Below are 22,990 nucleotides of genomic sequence, written 5' to 3'. Positions count from 1 at the left end.
GTTCATGGCCCGGGCCGACTCGAGGGCGATACGCCGATCGACCCCGACGTCGGCGGGAAACTAGCATTCGACCCCAGGTATGTCAAGGCGACTGTAGGGTCGACTCTCGAGAGGATTCCGATCGGTCCTAGTGCTCGGGTCAGGCCCGCCGCCGGAACGCGAACTGATAGACGGGGAGGCCGAGCAATACGACGACCGACCCGAGGAGGGTTTGCACCGGCCTGCCGGCTGCCAAAAGGACGAGAAGCAAGGCGATGGGAAACAGGAAGAGCAGGGGGGTGATCGGGTAGCCCGGGATCCTGCTCCTCAGCGTGAGATCGTTGCCGTCTCTTCGGGCCAAAGGATAGACGCCCAAGACGGTCAGGACGAGGAACGCCACGGTGACGAAAAAGAAGTAGGCCAGGATCTGCTCGAACGTCCCGGAGATGACCAGGGCCGAGGCGAGGATCGCCTGGATGGCGATCGCGCGAGCGGGCGTGCCGAACTTCGGGTGAATCGCGGCGAGCGAACGCGGAAAGAGGCCGTCCTGCGCCATGGCGTAGTACACGCGAGGGGCAGCCATCAGGATCGCCGCCACGCTTCCGAAGACGACGATGGCGACGATCCCCGCGAACAGGACCGTACCCGACGGGCCGAAAAAGGCCTCGCCGACGAGCGTGGCGAAAGTATCCTTCCGACCGATCCGCGAGAGCGGCACGAGGTAGATGAAAACGAAACTAACCAAAATATAAATGCCTGTAACAGTCAGGACGCCGCAAGTCAATGCCTTCGGGATGGTCCTCGCCGGCTCCCGTACCTCCCCCGTCAGCTTGCTCAGATCCCACCACCCGCCGAACGAGAAGAAGGCGGAGATCATCGCGCCGATGAGGGCACCGGGGAGGGGTTCCGCCCCCGATCTTCGGAGGGTCAGCGGGAAGACGTTCGACCAATCCCCGCGGCCGAGTCCGAATCCCCAGATGGCGAGGAATGCCAGGATCCCGAGCTTCAGGAGCACGAGACCTCGCAGGAGTCTGGCGACGACGCCGAGTCCGACCGCATTGATCGTGGCCAGAACCAGGATGACCCCCACGGCGATGGCCTTGAGGCCGAGCGGGGAGAGACCGAAGGCGTCCTTGAATGCCGCGGCCATCCCCGTGGCGAGGGCGGCCGTGATGCCGGGGTCGGTCACCAGGAGCGACATCCACCCGAACAGGAACGCCGGACGAGGGCCGAAGGCTTCTCGGAGGTAGACATAAATTCCCCCGGCCTCGGGGAATCGGGCCGCCAGGCCTCCGAAGCAGAGGGCCCCTGCCAGCGTGATCACTCCCATCGCGAGCCAGACCGCGAGCAGAATGGCGGGCGAGCCCAGTGACCGGGCCATCTCGGCCGGCGTCAGGAAGATCCCCACGCCGACCACTTCCCCGACGACCACCGCCGTCGCCGAGGCGACCCCGAGTTGCCGCCGGAGCGTCCCGACCGGCTGGTCCGTTGTGCCTTCAACACTCGCCATGAGGTCCGCACCCTCTCGATCGTTGCCTGGATCCCGAACAGGCCCCGGCCGCTCGCGAGGCCCCGTGGACCGCCCATTTCCGGTCCACATCGTCGTCGTGAAGCCGGGGCCTGAAAAGAGGGTGGACGGAACGCACTGGAGATCTCGAGCGTTCGCCAGGCGTCCTGAGCTCGCTTACTTGGATGCGATCGGCTTCCAGCCGAGCGACTTGTAGTTGTCGGCGAACTCGGTGATCTCGATGGCCTGATCGGTGGGGATGTCGCGGAAGACCTGGGTCGTCCCGCTCGTCGGCCAGGTGATTTCCAAGGTCGCAACCCGGTCGGCCTTGGCGAGGCCAATCGTCTGCTGGAGCGGATTCGCGCCGAAGCTGCTGCCCGTCGAGACGAGTCGACGGACGGTCAACGGTGATTCACCCGCGGTGACCACCTTGATCCTGGCCCCGATCGCCGCCCGGTTGGTCTTCTTGCCGACGAGCTTGACCGTCAGCCAGTGGTTCCCCTGGCCGGGGTTTTCGAAGAGGACGTTGTGGTACTTGTCGCCGTTGATGGCGCCTCCCATCTCGATGAAGATATCGGTGTCGCCGTCGCGATCCCAGTCGCCGCAGGCGACCCCGTGTCCTTTCTGGAGATGCCCCGTCCCCGAGGAGCCGGTGATCTCGGCGAAGCGCGTCCCCCCGACGTTCCTGAACATGCGGTTAGGGATGAGCGTGGAGATGCTCGGCTCACCCGTCCCGAGATACATGTCCAGGAACCCGTCGTTGTCGAAGTCGCCGAAATTGCTCCCCATCGTCGCGAAGACCATGTCCAATCCCGCCTCTTTGGTCACGTCGACGAAGCGCTCGCCCCCCTCGTTGCGGTAGAGCTTGTTGGAGTTGAGCCCGTGGGGCTCACCGATCATCCCCTTGACGACGTCCTTCAACGTCCGTTCGTAGCAGGAGGCCCAGATGTCGAGCCATCCGTCGTTGTTGTAGTCCCAGGCCCAGCAAGAGAAGCCGATCCGGGGCCCGTTGATTCCCATGGGCATGGTCACGTCGCTGAACGACCCGTCCTTGTTGTTGCGGAACAAACGGCCGGACCCGTTGAGGAAATTCATGAAAATGTCGGGATATCGATCGTTGTCGAAATCGATCCAGTTCGCCCCCTTGCAGAACGACTGATTCGTGATCAGGCCCGCCGAGATGGCCAACTCCTCGAAGCTCCCATCGCCCTTGTTGTGGTAGAGGCGATTGGGCTGGTTCTCGCAGCAGATGAACAGGTCGAGCCATCCGTCGTTGTCGTAGTCCGCCCACTGCGCCGAGTTGGAGTTGACCGGGTCCATCAGGCCCGCAGCCTCGGTCACGTCGGCGAAGGAGCCGTCGCCGTTGTTCTTGAGCAAGGTCGGGCGCATCGGCAGCGGCAACCAGGCGCCCCTGGGGATGAAGATGTCCATGTAACCGTCATTGTTGTAGTCGGTCTGGCCGCAGAATAGCCCGCCGAGCTGATCGGTGAGGCCGGCCGACTCGGTCCGCTCTTCGAACTTCCCGTCCCCCTGGTTGCGGTAGAAGGCCATCACCTGGGTCGGGTCGAAGGAGGTGGCCGCGAGGTCGAGCAGGCCGTCGTTGTCGAAATCCTCGAGGATCCCCCCGCCGGCCTGATTCAGCCGGTTCACGCCAACCCGGTCGCCGATGTCCCGGAACCGGCCGATGTCGAACTCCGACTTGGTGAACCTCTCCAGCGAGATGAGGAAACGAGGGTCGACTCCCTCGGGATGTTCGCCCAGGGTCATATGGGCCAGGTTGAGAAGCCAGCGGACCTCGAGGTCGCTCGGGAACTTCTCGAGGTACTCGGTGAAGTGGCGTATCGCCCGGTGAGATCCGTCCGGGTTCGTGTGGACCGCCTTGGTCGAGATCGGCAAAATACACGAACTTTCACCTCGGCACATGATGCAGTTTTCGTTTTCCCCGCGTCGCAAGGAGGCGACCCCCTGGTGATAAGCGATCGTATAGAGCCACCGCGACTCGAGCGAAGGGTCGCCACCGAGCAGCGATCGGGCCCTTTCCAGTTGGACGTAGGCCTTGTCGGGCTCGCCCTCGTAGTTATACAGCACGGCCTTGTTGATCAGCACGGGGATCAACGAACCGGGAGTGGCGTCCTTGCTCTTGATCGTGGCGAGATGCGCATCGATCGCCCCATTGATCTTGGCACCCGCATTCTTCCAGTGGTCGCCGATTTCTTGCAGGGAGGCGAAAGGTTCCCATGGCTTGACCCTTGGGACCACGAGAGAGTAACCGCTGGTGTCGAACGGCATACGCTCACGGAATACCGTGGTTGACACCGGCTTCACCGCGGAGGGCGCCGATGGTTTCGAGTGGCCGGATGCCGTCTCGCGGGACGCATTGAGCGCGAAGATCCCGATCGCCAGCACCAGGATCACGCCGGCAAGGATCTTCGACGCCGAGCCGAATCTTCGTGTCAGTGAAGTCATCGTCCTACGGAACCTCCGAGTCGATCCTGCAACGGGAAGGACTTCAGGACCTCCCAATTCGGGGAGTTCGACCGAGTCGTTCCTGGTACTCTCGTTCCCAATCCGTCCGCTGTTTCGACTCCGGAAGCCGCCGATACCTTCCCGACTCATTCGACGCCGCAAGGCGCGGGAAGACTCTCTGGGCGCGAAGGGTATCGGACGCCTTCCGGATGAAGTTCGACGGAAATGTTTGATATTATAAGTTTAAATATGATAGAGTGATGGACTCTATCGGCATGGCCGGCCCCTCGTGAAACTCGGGCACGCGATCGGACCGAGTGCCCGCATCGACTCACCCGTCCCGTCGCAACGGACGCGCACGTCGAGTCAATACGGACCGAATTTAGTCCGTCGACGAGTTCTCACGATGGGAGGAGGAATCCGGATGTCGAGGAGGGTGGAAGATCGAGGTCGAAACCTTGACGGGACGTATGTCTTCGCAGATTCGAGGTGGCCACGAGCGGCCAGGAACGTCAAGTGACAGGTGAGGTTCGTGGAACGCCCAGCGTCCCGCGAGACGTTGCTCCACTGATTGGGGCGCTACCGGAAGGTTGGGGCGTCCCGAACACCAATTCCCAGAGCAAGGGCCCGGGTGAGCGGGCTGCTCAGGTTCCGGGGTCGTGTCGAAATGAGCCTCGTCGCTGAATCGCTCCAGCAGTCCGAGTCGGACCGACTCCATCTCGACGCGGGATTGGTCGTTGAGGCCGTGACCACATCCCGCCCGAGCCGGAGCGGGCGCAGCGAGACCACAGAACCAGGACACCAAGAGTGCCATGGTCGCTCGACTGACCAGTTGTCGAGGTCGATCACCGAACATGTCGTTCCGCATTCAAGGCGCGGAATCCCGATCCAAATCGAGTCCGGAGGGGCCCGATCGACGGCTTCCCGCATTCGGAGAGGGAACGTACGGCTAACTCCGGTCCGATCCCAATCGGCCCGCGCCGAATGGAATGTCCCGGAATGCGATGAGTCAGTCGGAATCGGGGAGGGTGAGGACGAACGGAGGCGGGTGGAAAACGCCAAGTCCGAGGGAGGTAGGCCGGACAACGCCATCGTCCGAGGGATAACGCTCAGGTTCGGGGGATTCCAGCCGGATGGGGATGTGTAATAGAGCCCGAGGACTCGCTGGATAGTGATCTAAGAGAACCGGGGAGAGGGGGATGGTCGGCCGACCGGAACACATTGGACCCGTGCATGGCGAGGGTCGCTCGGGGGCCGATGGCGTCCGAGATTCCCGAGTTTTACCGGCGGCATCAATTGCTTCCAAACCCCCGTCGATTCCGTCGGAGTGGACGGCGACTCGAGCATGCGAGGCGCACCCTGCCTCGGCCGGTCGACAGGCGAACACGATCCCCGCCAGGAGCACCAAGGGTACTCCGACCGAGAGTCGTCCCCGTCGACTTTCCGCGGTGGACCTCATCGAGTGGTGCCATCCTGACGTCGTCATCAAGCTCCGGCCGATCGGCCGAGATTGAAGGGGAGTAGTGACACTCGCGAATCAAATCACTCCTAAGCTTACCATACTTAAGGTGGCCCTTGGGGACAAGGGACGACCGTCGCCATGTCACCGATCGCGCTCCCGACGGAAAACGTCATCCGGAATTCGTCATCCTGAGCCCGACGGATCCACGAACCGAAGATGCCGAGGCCCATGAAGCGAAACCGGTGCTGGCTCCTTGTAGGGTGGGCACTGCCCACCAGCATTCCTGGAGGCCCGGTAGACGTCACCAGCCATCGAACCTCGGGCGGAGCGAGTTGACGAATTTCCTGCCCTCGATCGTCACCGGGAAAGACTGGTGGGCGATGCCCAACCTACGGGTTGACTTCGGCACCGATCTCGCTACATGAGCCAATGCCAAATTGTGGTCATTGGTGATAATGAATTTCTATCTATTGTTGAGGCCGTTCATCGAGCGAGCCGTTCTGCCTGGCGGTGACGGAGATGATACTTCAGACCGGTTTGGAAAAAACAGTAAGCACTCACCAGCCCGAAGATCAAGGGAGCGAAGTGAGGGAACGCCGCCATGGGGAAGATGGCGAGGAGGGTGAGTGCCGCCTGCGGGTAGAAGCAGCCGGATAGGACGCCGCCCTTGATCATGAAGAGCATCCCGTTGGTCACGGCGAACATCGTCGATAGCGAGAGGACGGGTAGGCGAAGGAGCCATTCGACGAGGAAAATGAGATTGATGCCGAGCACGCCCGCGCCCCAGATATGCGCAAGTTGCCGCTCGACGAAACGGATCGGGCCTCCGCGCCTACGAAGCGTCCAGAAGACGGCCGCCCACGCCCCCAGACCCAGGGTAAAGATGGAGACGTAAGGCCAGCGCGACGTCACCCCGCGCCAGAGCAGGACATTGGTCAATCCGAAGAAGACGACGAGGGCGATACTGTGGTAGATCCAAAGCATCCCCCAGTTCTCGAGGACGTCCGCGTGGTGCGTGTCGCCCAGAAGCCTGGCCGCGAGAGACCCGAGGCTTGTCGATCGGGCCGAGACCCGCTCCCCGGCGAGGAACGCGTCGAGGTCGTCCGCCATCGCCGCCGCCGAAGGATAGCGTTGGTCGGCCGATTTCTGGAGGCACTTGAGCGCGATCATCTCGAGGTCGAGTGGCATCTTCGGGTTGATCACCCGAGGAGGGACCGGGTCTTGCTCGAGGACCAGCAGGATTGTTTCGACCGGCGACGAGGCGACGAATGGTGCCTTACCGGTCAACATCTGGTAGAGGATCGCCCCCAGGCCGTAGACGTCGCTCGCCGGGCCGACAGAGCCCCGTCCTCTCGAGGCCTGCTCGGGAGCCATGTAGCTCGGCGTCCCCAGAATCGCCCCGCTCTCGGTAAGGCCGGCCTCGGAATCGAACTGCTTCGCCAGGCCGAAGTCGCTGACGTAAGGCTGTCCCTCGAGATCGATCAGGATGTTCGAGGGCTTGAGGTCGCGGTGGAGGATCCCCTGGGTGTGGGCATAATGGACGGCGCGACAGACCCGGGTCAGGAGCCGAGCCCCTTCGAGGGGGGAGGGTGGCGCGTCCGCCAGGCGACGGGCCAAGGTTGTCCCCTCGATGTAGGTCATCACGAAGAACGGCTGGCCTTCCTCTTCACCGACGTCGTGAACCGGCACGATGTGCGGATGAGAGAGCCGCGCCACCGCGTCGGCCTCGGCGCGGAATCGGGCCAGGCTGCTCGGCGACACGGACCCCCCCAGTAGGCACTTCAGCGCCACGATCCGGCCGAGCTCCCCCTGACGAGCCCGATACACGACCCCCATCCCACCCCGGCCGATTTCGTCGAGGAGGACATGATTGCCAACCCGAGGGACGTGGACTTCTTCGCGAGCCGCCGGCCGGGATCCAGCCCTGACCGACACCCAGTCGTCCGTCGGCGATTCTTCCCAGGCTGATCGCGCGACTTCCTCCGCGAGCCGAGATGCCTCCCAGAGGTGGAGTAATTCCTCCGCCAGTTCGGGATGGGCGAGAGCGGTGCGTTCGACGTCCGGTTCACGCCCGTCACGGAACTCGTCGATCAAGCCTTGGAGGAGTGCCGCGAGTCTCGACTCGGAATCGGAAGGGAAGTCTTCCGGTTCAGGTGTGTTGACTCTTTTGGGAGAAGCCGTCATGAGACGGGCTCCTTGGATGGGGATTCGCCCAGGATTGCCCGGAGCTTCCGCAATGCTCGAAGATGTCGCATCCCGGCTGCGGGCTCGCTCAGGCCGAGGAGTCGGGCGATTTCTCCGTTGGAGAGCTGCTCGAAGTGGCGGAGGAGGATGATTTCGCGATCGTCGTCCCCGAGTCGACCGAGGGCCTCTTGGAATCGCCGCTCAAGCTCTCGGCGTAGTGCGTCGGCCGCAGGCGTCGGGTTCGGGTCGCGGAGCTCGGCCATGAGCACGGCTGAAGATCGGTCCGCGAATGCGGCGATCGCCAAGGATTGCTCTCGATCCATGCTCCGACGCGCCGCACCTCGATGGCGTCGGTGCTCGTCGATCATATGATCGCGAGCGATCTGCCTGAGCCAGAGAGGGAACGGGATCGCCGGGTTCCGGAGATAGTCGCCGAGGCGCTGATCGGCCTTGAGCAGGACCTCCTGGACCACGTCGCTGGCGTCGACTCTCCGCTCCAGCATCGGGTCGAGCCGGAGTCGAATCATCTGTTTCAGGGGCCCGCGATGCCTTTCCCAAAGCCGTCCCGCGGCGTTGGGGGCCTCCTGTTCGACGCCCCTTAGGAGAACCTGGGTCTCGTCCGCGTCGGGCCACATGAGGAACATACTCGAAGGACGGTTCGGATTGCCCCTTCGAGTATATCGGTCCCAACGGCAGCGCGCACCCTCAAGCCAATCCTGGTGAGTTATTGGGCGACCGCGCGCCGGTCGCCCAACCCTAATTAAGAAGGGGATTTCTCAATAGGCGTCGCTGGAAATGGCCTCGCCTCCAGAGGCCGTGATCAACGACCGCTGGACGACGATGTTCAGGCCTTCCCTCAGGAATTTGACCGAGCCGTCGCCGAAGAGGGCGTTCACGCCGCCGGGGTGGTAACCGAAGATCTCGTCATCCGCACCGGCGCCGGAGCCCAGTGATGGGCCCGATTGGGCATATGGGGTGTCGCCGTGGCTCGGGGTCCCCTTGTTGTTGATCGTCGACGACGAGACGATCGCATTGTCCGGCTCGGCCCAGCGCCAGAACCGGCGCTGGCCCTGGGGGACGGGGCGGTTCACCGTCAAGGCCGGCGTGATGAAGTTCTCCGCGTATGCGCTGATAAAGCGATCGTCCCGTCCCGCGTCTTCGGCGATGGCGATCGTCATGCTAAGGCCGTCCGTGACCTCGGAGAGTCGGGTCATCCCCTGCTTGAGCAGGCCGTTGACCCGGGCGGATGTGTTCCGATAGTTGGCGATCGGTGTGCTGCTCGGCAAGCCGGCTCGGCCGAGAGGGTCGATCGTCGTCGCGCAGGTCGCGCCGTAGTCGGTGACGCCATATCCGAAGCCGGCCCGGCTCGAAGCCGGATCATCCGGCTCGACGGAATCACGACCTCCCGAGGGGACGCGCGACGCCGAAGGGCAGAGGAATGCGTTGATCACCGTGCTGTACGCGGTGAAGTTCGCGCCGCTGAGATGGTTGTAGTCCAACGAGAAGTTGATCGCGTTGAACGTCGGGGCCGCTTCCAACTGGGGGAGGATCCTCGGGAAGACGGAGACCCCGTCGACGAACTGGTTGTTCGGCGGATTCGACCCGAAATAGGTCGACTTGCCCGCCGGGGGCAGGGCTCCTTCGCCGCTCTCGTAGTTGGCCAGCGCCAGCCCGATCTGCTTCAGGTTGTTGACGCATTGGGCCCGCCGGGCCGCCTCGCGCGCGGCCTGGACGGCCGGGAGCAGCAGCGCGATCAAGACCGCGATGATCGCGATCACGACCAGCAGCTCAATCAGCGTAAAGCCTCGCCCTCCCCCGTCACGCCGGGTGAGTCCTTGGTGTTTCATCGTGTCCTCTCGCGATCTCGGTGCGACTTCGACCGGGAGCTCCGCCCTGGAAACTCCCGCCAGACCGATGAAATTAACGGGGTGAAGAACATTTTGCGAACACTTGATTCGCAAAAATCAAACTTTTCTCGAACACGTGATTCCGAGGGGAGCCGAGTAGGCGGCCATGACCGCCCGCGACATGGCTAGATCCACGGGCGTGGAGAAGGGCGGTTTACTCGGCGGGGCGGCTGTACGAGTGGACGATGTCGACCAGGGCGATGACGTGGTCGACGGGCGTGTGGGGTAGGATCCCGTGGCCGAGGTTGAAGATGTGGCCAGGTCGTCCCGCCGCTTGGTCGAGGATCCGACGGGCCTGGCGTTCGATCTCGGGGATCGTCGCGAAGAGGACGATGGGATCGAGGTTACCCTGGACTCCGACGGTTGGGCCGAGTCGTTCCCAGGCCTTCGTCAGGTCGACGCGCCAGTCGAGGCCGATGACGTCGCCCCCCGCGTCGCGCTGGAGTTCCAACAATGAGCCTGTGTCGGTCCCGAAGTGGATCACGGGCACTCCAGGGGCGAGGCCGCCGATGAGTCGGCGCATGTGGGGCTGGACGAATCGTCGGTAGTCGTCCGGGCTGAGGTTGCCGACCCAGCTATCGAACAGTTGGAGGACCTGGGCACCCGCTTCGGCCTGGGCGTTGAGGTAGAGCGTGGTGCCGTCGACGAGCACCTCCATGAGCGCGTCCCACGCGCCGGCGTCGCGATACATGAAGGCTTTGGCCTTCTCGTAGTGCCGAGACCCTCCCCCTTCGATGGCGTAGCACGCGAGCGTGAACGGCGCCCCGGCGAAGCCGATCAGCGGGATGTTCGGCTTGAGGGCCGAGCGGATCGACGTGACGGCGCGGAAGACGTAGTCCAGGGGAGTGACATCGCCCAGGCGGCGAATACGATCGACATCTTCGCCGGTCCGCACCGGGTTGTGGATGACCGGCCCTTCCCCCTTGGCGAACTCGAGGTCGAGGCCCATCGGCTCGAGGATGAGCAGGATGTCGGCGAAGAGGATCGCGGCGTCGACGCCCAATCGCTCGGCGGCCGTCACGGTGACCTCGGTCGCGAGTGAGGGATCCTTGCATAGCTCGAGGAATGAGACCTTGGCCCGGAGCTCGCGATACTCGGCCATATACCGCCCGGCCTGCCTCATGAGCCAGACGGGAGTGGTCGGTGTCGACTCTCGCCGGCAGGCTTTCAGGAGGAGGCTATCTCGGAGCGGCTCTTCGAAGGAGGGGAGGGCAGGGCTTGGCATGGTGCGATTGCGGTCTCGAGGCGGTTCCAGTCGTCATGTGCCGCCATCATACGCCAGCGCGTCGCATCAAGGGAATGCCAGGGCCTGATCCCCTGGTCTCCGTTAGGTCCGAGGCCGCCCGGGCCGCCGAGGTCCGCGGGGGTGGTCCCTCCGGGTTTCGGCGGTACAATTAGTCAACGGGTCGATTGATGGGATTTCGATGATCGCGGCCTACGCGGGCCGGCGACATACGCCCGATGATTCCGTGATGAGTGTCGCCTGATGGACCGAAATGATTCGAACGAAACGGCGGGGACGACCCCGAATACCAACAAGAACGGCACATCGGAGGATTCTCGAAAGTCGGTGCTGGACGCCTCCCGCCCGAAGGGCCGACCGCCCGGTCGAGAGACCGAGGACGAGCAACTGCTCAACCGGGCGGTGCCGACATTCCCGAAGGCCAGCGTGCCCGAGATGGCGGCCTTCACGCACAGCGAACCCTGGCGGGTCCTCCGGATCCAGGGGGAATTCGTGCACGGGATCAATGCCCTGGCCGAGGTCGGGGCGGGGGTCGCCGTCTTCGGCTCCGCGCGGTTCGGGGCCGACAACCCGTACTATGCCGAGGCCTGCATCCTCGGGCGGAAGCTGGCCGAGGCGGGCTTCGCGGTGATCACCGGGGGCGGCCCGGGTCTCATGGAGGCCGCCAACCGAGGTGCGGCCGAGGCCGGCGGGCTCTCGATCGGGCTGAACATCGAGCTCCCGTTCGAGCAGTCGCAGAATCCGTATGCAAACCTCTCGATCAACTTCCGCTATTTTTTCGTGCGGAAGACGATGTTCGTGAAATACGCGAACGGGTTCGTGATCTTTCCCGGCGGGTTCGGTACGCTGGACGAGCTGTTTGAAGCGCTGACCTTGGTCCAGACCCGGAAGATCAAGCGGTTCCCGATCGTGCTCTTCGGCTCCTCCTACTGGAAGGGGCTGCTCGACTGGATCAAGGCGACCCAGTTGGCCGAAGGGGCGATCTCGCCGGAGGACCTGAACCTCCTGATCGTGACCGATTCGACGGACGAGGCCCGCGACGTGATCGTTGACTGCTATAATACACGGTGCTGGACCACCTGGAAGAAGTCGGAAGGGGCGAAGCTCGACGCCGACCCGCCTGGAGCACCGTCGACCGCTCCCGATCCCGCCAAGGCCGACGCCCAGTAAATTATTGGGTCGTCGAGCCTCCATCCCCGACCGATTGGCTTGCCTGGATCCCCCCGCCGCAGGAGCCCGAGAGATGCTCGACGCCCCCGCCCTCACCGAACAGGACGCCGCGCCGTTCCGGGCCCTGGATGAGGCCCTTCGCAACTCGGGCCCCGAAGCCACGCTCAACCGACTGATCGGGCTCCTGAGCGATCGGGGAGAGTCGCGTGCCTTGCTGGACGCCTTGCTGCTCAAGGCGAGGCATGAGCTCGGCCTCCCGCTCGTGCAGGTCGGGTCGCTCAATGACGTGCCGGAACCGACCCGATCGAAATACGAGGAGCGTTACGTCGACGCGATCCGGACCGTCGGAGGGCGTCTTCTCGCCTCGGGGGATATTCCCGCCGCCTGGCCCTACTTCCGGGCGATCGGCGAGCCCGAACTGGTCTCGAAGGCCATCGACGCGTTTTCGCCGGGCGAGTCGGACGAACAACTCGGACCGATCGTCGAGGTCGCCTTCAATCAGGGGGCGAACCCTCGTCGAGGATTCGAGCTGATCCTGACGCATTACGGGACGTGTTCCGCGATCACCGCGTTCGAGCACCTGCCGCAAGACGAGGCAACTCGAGTCGCCTGTGCCGACCTCTTGATCCGGCAACTCCACGCCCACCTGACCGAGAGCCTCCGCGCCGAGATCACGCATCGAGGCCAGCCACTACCCGCGGTCGGGACCCCGATTTCGAGCCTGGTTTCCGGCCGGGACTGGCTCTTCAGTGATGATGCGTATCACATCGATGTCTCCCACCTGGCCGCGACGGTCCGCCTCGCCCCGCTTGTGTCGGACCCGGCCACGCTCTCGTTGGCGGTCGGCCTGACCGAATACGGCCGCAGGCTCTCCCCCAGGCATCGATATGAGGGAGAAGTCCCGTTCGAGAACACCTACGAGGACCACGCGGTGTACCTCCGGGCCCTGGTGGGGGAGGAGGTCGAGGAGGCCATCGCCCATTTCCGCTCGAAGCTCGGCCCGCCCGATCCCGAGGGTCGGGATGCATCCCCCGCCGCTCAGGTGCTGGTCGGCCTGCTGGTGCGGCTGGGGCGGCTCGACGAAGCGATCGAACTGGCGGCGGAACGCCTCGGAGATCTGCCCGACTCGGCCCTCATGTGCCCCGGCGTCGCCACGCTCTGCCAGAAGGCGGGGCAACCCGACCGGCTCGCTAGGATCGCCAGGGATCACGGCAACCTCGTCAACTACACGGCCGCCCTGCTCCAAACCGGCCCTCTCGACCCTCCCGCCTGACCGCCTCCCATTCGCCCGACTCCAACGGCCTTCGACGTCTGTCCCACGAGCCCACTGGCGAGCCCGATCGGGGTTCGATAATCTTTCAAAGGCCGCGCGAGTTCGCCCGAGAGCCGGTGACGTCCGGGGCGGTTCGCGAAGCACTCTGCCCTGACGAAGGGGATCGATCGATGACATGCCGGATCCGAGGACTCGCGGTCATCGCGGCCGTCGTGTTCCTGGGCGCAGCCTCGGGCGCCGACCCGACGTTCCAGAGCCTCTTCGACGGCAAGACACTCAGCGGATGGACCCCCGAACATACCGATCGCGTCTCCGTCCGGGACGGGGCGATCTTCCACGACGGCGGGACCGGTTGGCTCCGCTCGGCCAAGCTCTACAAGGATTTCGAATTTCAGGCCGAGTATCGGGCCCTGAAGAAAGGGGCCGACAGCGGGATCTTCTTCCGCTCCAGCCTCGAGAGCGCCGACAAGGAACCGTTCTGGCCGTCGCGCGGATATCAACTCCAGGTCGTCGACGGCGAGAACAACCTCATGATCTTCGGCCACGGGACCCCGCCCCCTACCTCGGAGCGGAAGCCTGACGTCCTCAAGTCGGTCATGAAGGGCGTGGGGGAGTGGCAGAAGCTCACGCTGAAAGTCGTCGGGAAGCACGCCGAAGTCAGCCTGAACGGGATGGCCGTCACCGTCTCGGAGGCGATCAGCCTGCCCGAAGGTTATCTCGGCTTGCAAGGCGAAAATGGGCAGTTCGAGTGGCGCGAGCTGAAGATCAAGGAATTGTCGAAGCCTTGAGGCGGTCGTGGATAGGGCCGGGCATTTCTAGCCACGGATTGAACACGTATAAAAACAATTCGATCTAGTATGTCAAATAATTTTTGGTTTTAGAATTAATCTTATCTGCGTCCGTCTTTGTCATCCGTTGATGAGTCCGCTTCCCCCCCCGTGCTTCATCCTTCCTCAAGAGTCGCTGACGTCTTCCCAAGAGAGCCCGGCCTCGGCGAGGGCTTCGGCCGGGATCGCTTGGAAGTGGCTCAGGAGGAAATCCCGCCCCCAGTCTTCGTTCTCGATCGCGTCCAGGGGCGGGGGGATCTCGAAGCCGAATCGCACGGTGAGGAGCTCATAGGCTTCGGCCACCCCGAGTTCGACGATTGGTTTCAGGGCCATCGTGTCCCGCCTCGGTCCACCCGCGCGTCGACGGTAATCGGGGCGAGCTGCCAGACGCCCTTGCCTCGGCTGACCCAGCGGAATCCCGGAGGGGCCGAGCCAGTGTCGTTGGAATCGTCGCTTTGGCCATGACGGCCGCGTTCCTCGGCGATGACCCGACTCAACTCGGCGCCGGCGGCGATGTAGATGAACGTCGCGAGGAACACCTGGAGCCAGGCTCCTGATTGCCCGTCGAAGACGGCGAGTCCGAAGTTGTAGACCCCGTACAGGATCGCGAGCGCCTGGCCAATCCCTGCCGCGATGCCGGTCGCCCGGGCCCTGCCGAGCCAGGTGCTCAGGATCGCCCGAAGGACACGTCCACCGTCCATCGGGAACGCGGGGATCAGGTTGAAGGCGCCGAGGAAGACGTTCACCACCATCAAGTTGACGACGAACGCACGGGACGCGGGGGAGGTTACGAGCGGGTCCAGAACACCCGAGAGCCCGAGCAGGAAGATCAGCATCACGATTGCCCCGTTCACCGCAGGGCCGGCGAGGGCGATGGCCAACTCGGCACCGGGCGACCTTGGCAGGCGTCGAAGTCTGGCGACGCCGCCGATTGGGTACAACGTGATATCTTCGGTCTCGATCCCGAACCGACGCGCCATCAGGGCATGCCCATACTCGTGAAGGAGCACGCAACCGAAAGCGGACAGGGCGAGCAAAAGGACCTGGACCTCGCCGTAGGAGGCCAGGAGATACGCCAGCAGGAGCAGGAAGGTCTTGTGGACGTAGACGTCGATCCCCGCCACGCGACCCAACTTCCACGACATGCTCATTCGACACCTTATCCTTTCATCGAAGGGCGAACCCTCCTCTGTCTTATTGTAGTTCGCTTGTTCTGGACGAATAGTTCGCCCGGGCGAATCTCCAGGGCCGATTCCTTCGTCTTTGACTCCTGGCGGAGTGAAATCGTTTCACCCTAACAAGACGGTCAGCCTCTCGTGCTTCGCACTAAGGACGACCCGTGTTGTGCGGGTGGATCACGATTTTCGTAGCAAACGGGGCGACCAAGGCGGAGCTGCCGAGCGATTGAGACCGAACCGAGAGGTGGGTGAGCGACCGTCCGTGGGACGTCCAGGCGCTCCCGAGTGGGGCCGCGACGCCAAGGGGGAGGAACTTTGATCGCGGGGGGGATTAGCGTTCCAGGATGCCGGGCCTGGGGATGACGAACCCTTTCACCGAGACCTCGATCTGCGGCCAGTTCTGGGCGGCCGTGACCAACTCCAGGCCCCTACGGTCGACGACCATGGTGTCGCAAGAGCGGGCGGGCCCGACGCTGGGGCTCCAGCAGACGGGCGTGCCATGCTCGAGCACGAGGCCGCTGTCGGGGAGGAGCAGCATCTCTCTCGGGAGGTATCCGATCAGGAATCCGAGATAATCGAGGGTCCACTCGTGGGCATGTTGGAATTTTTCGTAGATCCGACGCGCGCGGCGGAAGACCTCGGCGATCGTTTCGCCGTTCTTGGAGAAATAGATGCAGGTGGCGTCGACCATCGCGCAGAGGCTGTGGCAGTTTCGAAATGTCTCGTCGGGCGGACCGAACGAGACGGAACGCGATACCGTTGCGCAGAGCCCATGGCGTCGCCCGGTTGCGCTGATCGTCACACGCCGGTCGATCGGGGCCGCCTTGAAGGTCGGCTGACGGAATCGCGCGGGCCGGTCGTCGCCGGCCACGCGAAGTTCGACGGGAACGACCCCTTCGCGGACGAGTCGATGCGCGAGGTGGCCGGCGACATCCGCCTCCTTCTCGCCCCGGTCGAAGTTGCGGCACGTCGCCTCGACGGCCAGGGTCAGCGTCCTGCCGAGCTCGCGGAGCCGTTGCCGTTCCAGCCCGGTAAGCGGCCGACGCAGGGCCCGCAGGGGACCGCCGTCGCGTGGCCAAGGGTAGCAGGCCTGCCCGAGGTCGCAGGCGAGGCGCTTATTGTGCCCGAGCTCGCTGATGACCCGCTCGGGCTCCTCGTACCAGGGCCGCTCCTTCAACTGGAAGCCGAGGCCGGCCAGCTCTTCCTCGAAGATCCGGGCGCTCTGGACGTTGTCCGTGACGACGGCCCGGCTGCCTCGGTTCACATAGAGCAGGGCCGTGCTCACCTCGGATCCGAGGTCTTGCCCGAGGTCGCCACCGGACGTGAACCAGGCGATCGAGTCGGCACGGCCGAGGACGACGGCATCTTGGCCCGTAGCGTCGAGGTAGGCAGCGATCCGGCGATGCTTCTCGTCGATATCCTCACGCCGCTCCGCCAGATCGTCGTCGGCATGGTCGACGGTCGGATCGGACAGGGCGGGGAGGGTGTCGGTGTTCGGACGGTCTCCCGCCGTGTGCAAGACCCGATCAAATCCGTCGGAGAGGTCTGGCGCCCCGGAAAGGGGGGGAGACATCCCGGTCACATGGGATCCGGATGCCACGCGACGGCCTCCATTTTTTTCGATCGTGAGGCGTGCCCTGGGGTGATCGTCCCGATCGACACCCGGAATACGCGTCGGAAAGGCTTAATGCCATCGTTCCACGTCCCTGGTCGAAAAGCAAGTCGTCGTCATGCTGAAAATGCCTGCAGGGCCGGGAGATGCACGCTTTCGAAGGGACTCCGCGACCGGCCAAGCTTTACTTGGGTTGATCTGAGTTTAAACAGGATTGGGCGGCGCCGACCGACTCCGTCCGGCCGGGCCGCCCCGATCTCAACCGAGATACGACCGCCTCGCGCGGGCCGAACCGACCTGGTCAATCGGGTCGGGGCCTGAGGCATTGGGGGCGGGACGAGCCTACTGGGACGACTTGCCAATGGTGGAGTCGAGGAACGCGAGGATGTCGGGGAGGAGGTCACGGTCTCCGGCCTTAAACCCGAAGCCGTGTCGGGCCGCGTCGACGACGATCAACCGGTGTGGCACGCCCGATTCGGTGAGCGCCGAGGCGAGCTTCTCGGACTGCTCGAGGGGGACGAGCGAATCCTTGTTCCCATGGATGAGGAGCATCGGCGGATCGTCGTTTGAGATATGGGTCAGGGGAGTCGCCGCTTCGCAACGCCCGGGTACGGCTGCGGGGCGTCCGCCGAGCATCAGCGGGACGGGTGATCCGGAGTCGGGGGCCGAGGGATGCAGGTTTGCAAGGTCGACGGGGCCATAGAAATCGATGACGGCCTTGACCCGCGCCGACGCGTGCGGAGCCGTCCGAACCCGATCATCGGACGGAGTCCGAGGGCGTCCTTCGGGGAGGACGGGGCCGTCCGGATACGCCCCGAGCAACACCGAGAGGTGCCCGCCGGCCGACGATCCGAGGGCGGCGATTCGGTCCGAGTCGACTCCGTAGTCGGACGCATGTTGGCGAAGCCAACGAACGGACTCACGGACATCTTCGAAGTTGTCGGGCCAACTCGGTGACCCGGGTTTCGAGAGACGATAGTCGATCGCGGCGACGGCGTAACCGTGCTGGGCAAGTTCGATGGCCATCGGTCGGACAAGTTCTTTGCTCCCCCCTCGCCAACCGCCGCCGTGAATGGCGACGACCGCTGGCCAGCCTTCCGGAGGCGCTGGGCGATTGGGCAGATACAGGTCGAGCCGGACTTTTCGACCCCCCGAAACTCGGTAGAGGAGGTCGCCGTGGGTAACGACCCCTGAAGGGAGTTCGGGGCGGGTGGCCTCGGCCTTCACCAGCATGCCCGTCGCCGCCAGGAGGCATCCCCAGGCGATTCCTCGGGTCCAGGACGACCCCAGGATGCGGGCGGTCCCAAGCCGTAGGGGTAAGGGAAAGGACATGACGGGAAAGGCCTCCGCTGCAACCGAACAAGGTGTCTCGTCAACGTTGTTGAGTGATCCTAGGGCCCGCACTCGGCCCGTTTCAAGGGCTCCGCTCCGCTTTCGTCGGGATGGTTCTGTGAATCGCGACGATCGTGCGGGATCCGTGGACCTGAATGAGGCTGGTCTCTCGAAGCGATTGGTCCGGTATTTGCTCAATCAAACTTCGCGGATTCGGTCGCGGCATCGAGACCGATCGTTGACCGAGGATTTGAGGATCGTTCAGGGCGGTTGGCGGAGCCGACTCACTGGAGTGCGGGTTGACTCGAGTCCCATGCGACGGAGATAGCAATCCCATGTGGGCGAATTATAATAAGAGCATGAAAATACTACTCGTGGAGGATGCCCCGTTCCTCCGGTATGCGTTCGGCCGGCTCCTGCGCATGCACGGCTTCGAAGTCATGGAGGCGAACGACGGGTTCGAAGCGCTCGAATACGTGAGCGATTTCCATCCCCAGCTGGTCGTCACCGACCTGATGATGCCTGGGATGGATGGGGTCGAGCTGATCCAAAAGCTTAAGGCCAACCCGAAGACGGCCGACCTCCCGATCCTGGCGATCACGGCCGACTCCTCGAAGCAAGCCGAGATCAAGGCCAGGCAGGCCGGGGCCGTCGACTTCGTGACGAAGCCCATCGACCTCCCGACCTTGCTGGACCGGCTCCGGGCCTTGCAGGTCGGCTGACCGAAGACCCGGGCGAATCGCAGTCGCTCCGTGACCGAGGAAGCCCTCCCCGCAGAGCACAGCTCGTCGACAGTACCTACGCCCGAAGACCTGTGGCCGGGTCGGGGCCCGCGACGCCCTGGCCACGCCGCCCTCTCGATCCCTTTCCTTCAAACAAAACCCGATGCTTGTTCAAGTCGCGACGCTCGTCGGGCCCGGATGCCTCTCTCGGCACCAGTCGTGGGCGTTGCTCGAGTCTTGAACGACGTGCTCCGATCGGGAATAATCGATAGGTCGCAATGGGAGGAATCTTACGCGCCCGACCGCGTCGGAAGCGGTCCTCCGTTCGTAGCAATCGTCTCCTCCGTCCGTCCTCTCGATCAGATCCTTGAATCTCTGCCCTTCGGTTTGCGGATATGAGCCCTCGCGTCTCGAATCGAGCAAGTGCTTCTTGCCGGCTCGTTCGGGTATGCTCATCCCCCCAGGATCGCCGCAATGACCCCGGAGACGGATCACCCACACCTTCCGGCTTTGGATAGCTCCGGAAGCTCGCGCGTACTCGAGAGCGAGCTTCGAGAGCCGAGGGATCCGGATTCGCCCGAACCACTCTGGGAGACGCAGGAGCGTCATTGGCACGCGGGGATGCGGATCCCAGCCGAGGCCTACTTGCGGCGGCATCCGGAAATCTCGTGGGAGGACGAGACCGCGTTCGAACTGGTCTTCGGCGAGTATTGGCTGCGCAGCGCGCTGGGAGAGGCCCCCGAGGTCGCCGAGTTTACCTGGCGCTTCCCCCGTTTCGCCGACCGATTTCGGAGGCAAGTCGCGGTCCATCGTGCCTTGTGGAGCGTGCCGCCGCCCGTGCAAACGGAATGTGCCGGAGTCGCCGCGGACGCCGAGTCCGAAGTGCTCGAAGTGGGTGGCTCGCTCCCGCTTGGTTTCTCCATGCCAGGCTACCGGATCCTGAGCATCCTGGGCCGAGGCGGCATGGGGACCGTGTACAAAGGTTGGCAAATCAACCTGAAACGCCTGGTGGCGATCAAGATCCTCAACCTCAGTGCCCGAATCGATCCCCGGACCGCGGGACGCTTCCAGGTCGAGGCCGAGGCCGCGGCTCGCTTTCATCACCCGAACATCATTCATATTTACGAGCGAGGCGAAGTCGAGGGCATGGCCTGCCTGGTCATGGAGTACGCCTCCGGGGGGAATCTGCACGACCGGATCGCCGGTCGCCCGCAAGATCCGCTCGAATCCGCCCGAATCGTGGAGACCCTCGCCTGTGCACTCGGCTATGCCCACCAGTGTGGGATCGTGCATCGCGACCTGAAGCCGGCGAACGTCCTCCTCACCGAGGAAAACGTGCCCAAACTCGCCGACTTCGGCCTGGCCAAGCTCCTGGAACACTCCGTCGAGCAGACGAAATCCGGCGACTTGCTCGGGACCCCCGGTTACATGGCCCCCGAACAAGCCCAGGGGAAACCCGAACAGGTCACGGCCGCCACGGACATCTATGCCCTGGGAATCATCCTCTATGAAATGCTGACCGGTCAGACGCCGTTTCAGGGCGTGACACCCCTCGCCATGATCGGTCAGATCCTCACCCAGGAGCCGGTCCCACCGAGGCGTCTGCAACCCAAGATCCCGCGCGACCTGGAGACGATCTGCCTGAAGTGCCTGGAGAAAGCCCCTCGACAGCGCTATGCCTCGGCCATCGATCTTGCTCACGACCTGGGACGATTCCTCGATGGCGAGTCGATCATGGCACGGCCGATTCCGGCCTGGGGGCGGGCCTGGAAGTGGGTCAAGCGTCGTCCGACCCTCGTCATTTCGCTCGCCTCACTCGGACTCGCATTCGTCCTCCTGCTCATCGGAATGCAGGACGACGAGCAACGCCTCCGGATCGCGGCCGTGAAGGCGATCGAGAGCCAACACGTAATTTGCACGCACAACGCCGCGATCGTGTTTATGCACGAACATAATTATGTCGAGGCGAGGAAGAATCTCGAGGTTGCCGAAGGTTACGCCCTGCGGACCGTCGCCCTCGATGAGGAAGACCGAGAGTCCCATCTCCGCCTGATCCACGTGCAATACAACCTCGCCGGGTTGAACCGGGACGAGCGTCGTTTCCAGGACGCAGCACGCCTCTTCCGGCAGGTCCTCGAACGATTGGGCCGGCTCGAGCGCGAAGGTAAGCTCGACGGGCAGGCCGCGATCGAGTTGCGCTACCTGAATACGCTGAAGCGGGACATCGCCTACTGCGACGCGGCGGCCGTGATCCTCGACATGCCCGCGCGTGCCCGGGCGGAAGTGCCCGACGTCGCCGTCCGGCTGCTCCTCCTCCGCGTCAATCTCCTGGCCGATCGCGGTCGCCGATCCGAGATACCCGCCGTGGCCGAGGAACTGTGCGAGTTCAATCCCGAAGTTGTGGAAGAGCCGATCTGGCTGGCGAAGGCCCTCTCCACCTGTATCTCTCAGATCGAAGGGGATGGGGCGGCGAGTCTGCGACGGCAATGCGGCGACCGGGCCGTCGCAGCCCTGGCGTTCGAGCTGGCGGCGACGCGAGGGCCCCGAAATCTCGGCCTGATCGAGACCGACGAGGCCCTCGCACCGATCCGCCACCACTCAGGCTATCGGGAGCTGATGCATCGACTCCGAAATCCTCAGCTCCCTCAAGCGAAGACTCCAACCCTCGGTGCGAATTCGGCCGAGTGATGGTGCGATGACCGCGTCGGAAATCGACCTCAGCGGAGATCGAATGGGATCTCGTTGGGTTTCTTTTCCACGGTCGCGTTGAGATCCGACGTCGCCGTCCGACCGTATTTCTTGGGGACGAGGTTCTTCGGCGGCGGGTCTCCGGGGCGGGGCATTTGCATGGGGTCGGTGTCGGTGGCGCTGACGGTCACGCGGTACGGGCCGGGCACCGCACCATCGCCGGGTTTGAATGTGCTCAGGTGATAGGTCCCGTCGGATTCGATGGTGGCCGTCGCCGGCCTCCCGTTCGTGGGGACGAAGCTGATCGCCCCCTTCGTCAACGGCTCACCGCGTAGCGAGACCTTTCCCGTGACGGGGAATGTCTCGGGAAACTCCTCGGCTTCGGAGCCGCAGCCGGAGATGGTCCCCAGGCTCGCGGCGACGGCCAGGACCAGGGAGGAACCCCGTCTGGTGATGGAACTCGGCATCGGGTATACCCCACCTTCCTGGGTCAATAGGCGTCGCTGCTGACAATTTCGGTTCCGGCTCTCGAGCTGAGCGCCATGTAATTCTGGTAGTTGACGGTGGTCTTGACGAATCGGGCCGAGCCATCGGCGAACGCGAAGTTACCGCCGCCCGGATGCTGGCTGGCATATCCCATGCACGTGCTCCAATCGCTGGGATTGTTGTACGTGATCTGGTTCAAGGGGATCGCGCAGTAGCCGACGGATTGGTTGCCGTTGGCCCAGTTGTTCCACTTGCACTTGTTCGGCAGCGCCTCGCCGGCCAGGAAGGTGTTGCTCAGGCCGTCGGTGATGGACGCGAAGCTCATGGGCCCCCCGTCGTAGCGGTAGAAAACTCCCCGGAACGTCGGGGGAGAGCCATCTCCGAGCAGGGAGAACGGGGTCACGAAGATCCCTCCCATCGTGTTGTCACCCGTGCATCCTTTGTAGCACGTGCCCGCGACCAGCCAGGTCGCCGCCGGCCCGGTCATGTCGGCCTGCCCCAACTGGGTCATCGGACCCGCGTAGCTCGGGCATGCACAGACGCTCAAGGGCGTGGTCATGACGGTCATGTTCGATGGCGAACACCAAGGCGTGGTAATGATGGCAGGGCTGAAATTGTAGAGGTTGAACAGGTTCGTCTGTTCCAGATTCGGGAGCATCTCCAAAATCCAGGATCCTTCGGTCTTCCCATTGTGGGTGGGGATCGTGTTGTTGATATCGTGATAATTATGGACGGCCAGTCCGATCTGCTTGAGGTTGTTGATACACTGGGCGCGGCGTGCCGCCTCGCGAGCCGATTGCACTGCGGGGAGGAGGAGTGCGATCAGCACCGCGATGATGGCGATCACGACCAGCAGTTCGATCAGGGTGAAGCCCCGAGTTCGCGAAGGATGCATGTGCGGCTCCTGGGAATGGATGAGGAGTGGGGATGCCCGAGTCGGACGGGGGACGTCCG

At 63.9% G+C, this 22,990-nt stretch carries 17 protein-coding genes; 5 read left to right on the top strand and 12 right to left on the bottom strand.

All coding sequences use genetic code 11. From position 1 onward, the window contains the following. Positions 1–139: 139 nt before the first annotated feature. The 6 genes from ACYOEI_RS00715 to hemE form a co-directional block, all read right to left on the bottom strand. Positions 140–1,489: an APC family permease gene (locus tag ACYOEI_RS00715; protein WP_462847329.1), complete on the bottom strand. Its 1,350-nt coding sequence runs from the start codon at positions 1,487–1,489 to the stop codon at positions 140–142. Between the two features lie 174 nt (positions 1,490–1,663). Beyond that, positions 1,664–3,952 carry a CRTAC1 family protein gene (locus ACYOEI_RS00710; protein WP_462847328.1) on the bottom strand — a complete coding sequence of 763 codons (2,289 nt, stop codon included), beginning with the start codon at positions 3,950–3,952 and terminating at the stop codon, positions 1,664–1,666. A 1,945-nt stretch (positions 3,953–5,897) separates the two neighbouring features. Continuing rightward, positions 5,898–7,598, bottom strand: a complete 1,701-nt coding sequence (locus ACYOEI_RS00705; RefSeq protein ID WP_462847327.1) for a serine/threonine-protein kinase — start codon at positions 7,596–7,598, stop codon at positions 5,898–5,900. Beyond that, on the bottom strand, positions 7,595–8,233 hold the full coding sequence (locus ACYOEI_RS00700) for a sigma-70 family RNA polymerase sigma factor (protein ID WP_462847326.1): 639 nt from the start codon (positions 8,231–8,233) through the stop codon (positions 7,595–7,597). The genes ACYOEI_RS00705 and ACYOEI_RS00700 overlap by 4 nt, the downstream gene beginning before the upstream one ends. Positions 8,234–8,374: 141 nt before the next feature. Then, the gene (locus tag ACYOEI_RS00695; protein ID WP_462847325.1) at positions 8,375–9,445 is read right to left on the bottom strand and encodes a DUF1559 family PulG-like putative transporter; all 1,071 of its coding nucleotides are present in this window, start codon (positions 9,443–9,445) and stop codon (positions 8,375–8,377) included. A gap of 214 nt (positions 9,446–9,659) precedes the next feature. After that, on the bottom strand, positions 9,660–10,730 hold the full coding sequence (gene hemE, locus ACYOEI_RS00690) for a uroporphyrinogen decarboxylase (RefSeq protein WP_462847324.1): 1,071 nt from the start codon (positions 10,728–10,730) through the stop codon (positions 9,660–9,662). A gap of 261 nt (positions 10,731–10,991) precedes the next feature. Here hemE and ACYOEI_RS00685 point away from each other — a divergent pair, with 261 nt between their 5' ends. The 3 genes from ACYOEI_RS00685 to ACYOEI_RS00675 all read left to right on the top strand — a co-directional run bounded on the left by ACYOEI_RS00685 (position 10,992) and on the right by ACYOEI_RS00675 (position 13,979). Then, positions 10,992–11,918 (top strand): LOG family protein, encoded by a 927-nt coding sequence (locus ACYOEI_RS00685; protein ID WP_462847323.1) that lies wholly within the window; start codon positions 10,992–10,994, stop codon positions 11,916–11,918. A gap of 73 nt (positions 11,919–11,991) precedes the next feature. Beyond that, positions 11,992–13,191, top strand: a complete 1,200-nt coding sequence (locus tag ACYOEI_RS00680) for a hypothetical protein (protein ID WP_462847322.1) — start codon at positions 11,992–11,994, stop codon at positions 13,189–13,191. 170 nt (positions 13,192–13,361) lie between these two features. Then, positions 13,362–13,979 (top strand): 3-keto-disaccharide hydrolase, encoded by a 618-nt coding sequence (locus ACYOEI_RS00675; protein WP_462847321.1) that lies wholly within the window; start codon positions 13,362–13,364, stop codon positions 13,977–13,979. A gap of 165 nt (positions 13,980–14,144) precedes the next feature. Here the strand turns inward: ACYOEI_RS00675 and ACYOEI_RS00670 are convergent, their stop codons facing one another. The 4 genes from ACYOEI_RS00670 to ACYOEI_RS00655 all read right to left on the bottom strand — a co-directional run bounded on the left by ACYOEI_RS00670 (position 14,145) and on the right by ACYOEI_RS00655 (position 18,140). Beyond that, positions 14,145–14,351, bottom strand: a complete 207-nt coding sequence (locus ACYOEI_RS00670) for a hypothetical protein (protein ID WP_462847320.1) — start codon at positions 14,349–14,351, stop codon at positions 14,145–14,147. After that, positions 14,342–15,169, bottom strand: coding sequence for a site-2 protease family protein (locus ACYOEI_RS00665; protein WP_462847319.1), 828 nt, complete (start codon positions 15,167–15,169; stop codon positions 14,342–14,344). Before ACYOEI_RS00665 ends, ACYOEI_RS00670 begins: the two co-directional genes overlap by 10 nt. 358 nt (positions 15,170–15,527) lie before the next feature. Further along, positions 15,528–16,796, bottom strand: a complete 1,269-nt coding sequence (locus tag ACYOEI_RS00660; RefSeq protein ID WP_462847317.1) for a M24 family metallopeptidase — start codon at positions 16,794–16,796, stop codon at positions 15,528–15,530. Positions 16,797–17,150: 354 nt separating this feature from the next. Continuing rightward, positions 17,151–18,140, bottom strand: coding sequence for an alpha/beta fold hydrolase (locus ACYOEI_RS00655; RefSeq protein ID WP_462847316.1), 990 nt, complete (start codon positions 18,138–18,140; stop codon positions 17,151–17,153). Between the two features lie 335 nt (positions 18,141–18,475). Here ACYOEI_RS00655 and ACYOEI_RS00650 point away from each other — a divergent pair, with 335 nt between their 5' ends. Further along, complete coding sequence (locus ACYOEI_RS00650) at positions 18,476–18,862, top strand: response regulator (RefSeq protein ID WP_462847315.1); 387 nt, start codon at positions 18,476–18,478, stop codon at positions 18,860–18,862. A gap of 474 nt (positions 18,863–19,336) precedes the next feature. Then, on the top strand, positions 19,337–21,550 hold the full coding sequence (locus ACYOEI_RS00645; RefSeq protein WP_462847314.1) for a serine/threonine-protein kinase: 2,214 nt from the start codon (positions 19,337–19,339) through the stop codon (positions 21,548–21,550). Between the two features lie 29 nt (positions 21,551–21,579). Here the strand turns inward: ACYOEI_RS00645 and ACYOEI_RS00640 are convergent, their stop codons facing one another. Together ACYOEI_RS00640 and ACYOEI_RS00635 are read right to left on the bottom strand one after the other, a co-directional pair. After that, on the bottom strand, positions 21,580–22,017 hold the full coding sequence (locus ACYOEI_RS00640; protein WP_462847313.1) for a hypothetical protein: 438 nt from the start codon (positions 22,015–22,017) through the stop codon (positions 21,580–21,582). Positions 22,018–22,040: 23 nt separating this feature from the next. Beyond that, positions 22,041–22,931 (bottom strand): DUF1559 family PulG-like putative transporter, encoded by an 891-nt coding sequence (locus ACYOEI_RS00635; RefSeq protein ID WP_462847312.1) that lies wholly within the window; start codon positions 22,929–22,931, stop codon positions 22,041–22,043. Between the last annotated feature and the right edge of the window lie 59 nt (positions 22,932–22,990).

Source organism: Singulisphaera rosea (genome assembly GCF_054877945.1).
Note: the sequence above shows the minus strand (reverse complement) of the source record. Positions and strands in the feature narration are given on the sequence as shown.

Bases quoted from the DNA above. Each gene is read 5' to 3' on its own strand.
- ACYOEI_RS00700 (WP_462847326.1), bottom strand. From the start codon at position 8,233: ATGTGGCCCGACGCGGACGAGACCCAGGTTCTCCTAAGGGGCGTCGAA.
- ACYOEI_RS00680 (WP_462847322.1), top strand. From the start codon at position 11,992: ATGCTCGACGCCCCCGCCCTCACCGAACAGGACGCCGCGCCGTTCCGG.
- ACYOEI_RS00715 (WP_462847329.1), bottom strand. From the start codon at position 1,489: ATGGCGAGTGTTGAAGGCACAACGGACCAGCCGGTCGGGACGCTCCGG.
- ACYOEI_RS00695 (WP_462847325.1), bottom strand. From the start codon at position 9,445: ATGAAACACCAAGGACTCACCCGGCGTGACGGGGGAGGGCGAGGCTTT.
- ACYOEI_RS00675 (WP_462847321.1), top strand. From the start codon at position 13,362: ATGACATGCCGGATCCGAGGACTCGCGGTCATCGCGGCCGTCGTGTTC.
- ACYOEI_RS00710 (WP_462847328.1), bottom strand. From the start codon at position 3,952: ATGACTTCACTGACACGAAGATTCGGCTCGGCGTCGAAGATCCTTGCC.
- ACYOEI_RS00635 (WP_462847312.1), bottom strand. From the start codon at position 22,931: ATGCATCCTTCGCGAACTCGGGGCTTCACCCTGATCGAACTGCTGGTC.
- ACYOEI_RS00705 (WP_462847327.1), bottom strand. From the start codon at position 7,598: ATGACGGCTTCTCCCAAAAGAGTCAACACACCTGAACCGGAAGACTTC.
- ACYOEI_RS00685 (WP_462847323.1), top strand. From the start codon at position 10,992: ATGGACCGAAATGATTCGAACGAAACGGCGGGGACGACCCCGAATACC.
- ACYOEI_RS00650 (WP_462847315.1), top strand. From the start codon at position 18,476: ATGTGGGCGAATTATAATAAGAGCATGAAAATACTACTCGTGGAGGAT.
- ACYOEI_RS00670 (WP_462847320.1), bottom strand. From the start codon at position 14,351: ATGGCCCTGAAACCAATCGTCGAACTCGGGGTGGCCGAAGCCTATGAG.
- ACYOEI_RS00645 (WP_462847314.1), top strand. From the start codon at position 19,337: ATGACCCCGGAGACGGATCACCCACACCTTCCGGCTTTGGATAGCTCC.
- hemE (WP_462847324.1), bottom strand. From the start codon at position 10,730: ATGCCAAGCCCTGCCCTCCCCTCCTTCGAAGAGCCGCTCCGAGATAGC.
- ACYOEI_RS00640 (WP_462847313.1), bottom strand. From the start codon at position 22,017: ATGCCGAGTTCCATCACCAGACGGGGTTCCTCCCTGGTCCTGGCCGTC.
- ACYOEI_RS00665 (WP_462847319.1), bottom strand. From the start codon at position 15,169: ATGAGCATGTCGTGGAAGTTGGGTCGCGTGGCGGGGATCGACGTCTAC.
- ACYOEI_RS00655 (WP_462847316.1), bottom strand. From the start codon at position 18,140: ATGTCCTTTCCCTTACCCCTACGGCTTGGGACCGCCCGCATCCTGGGG.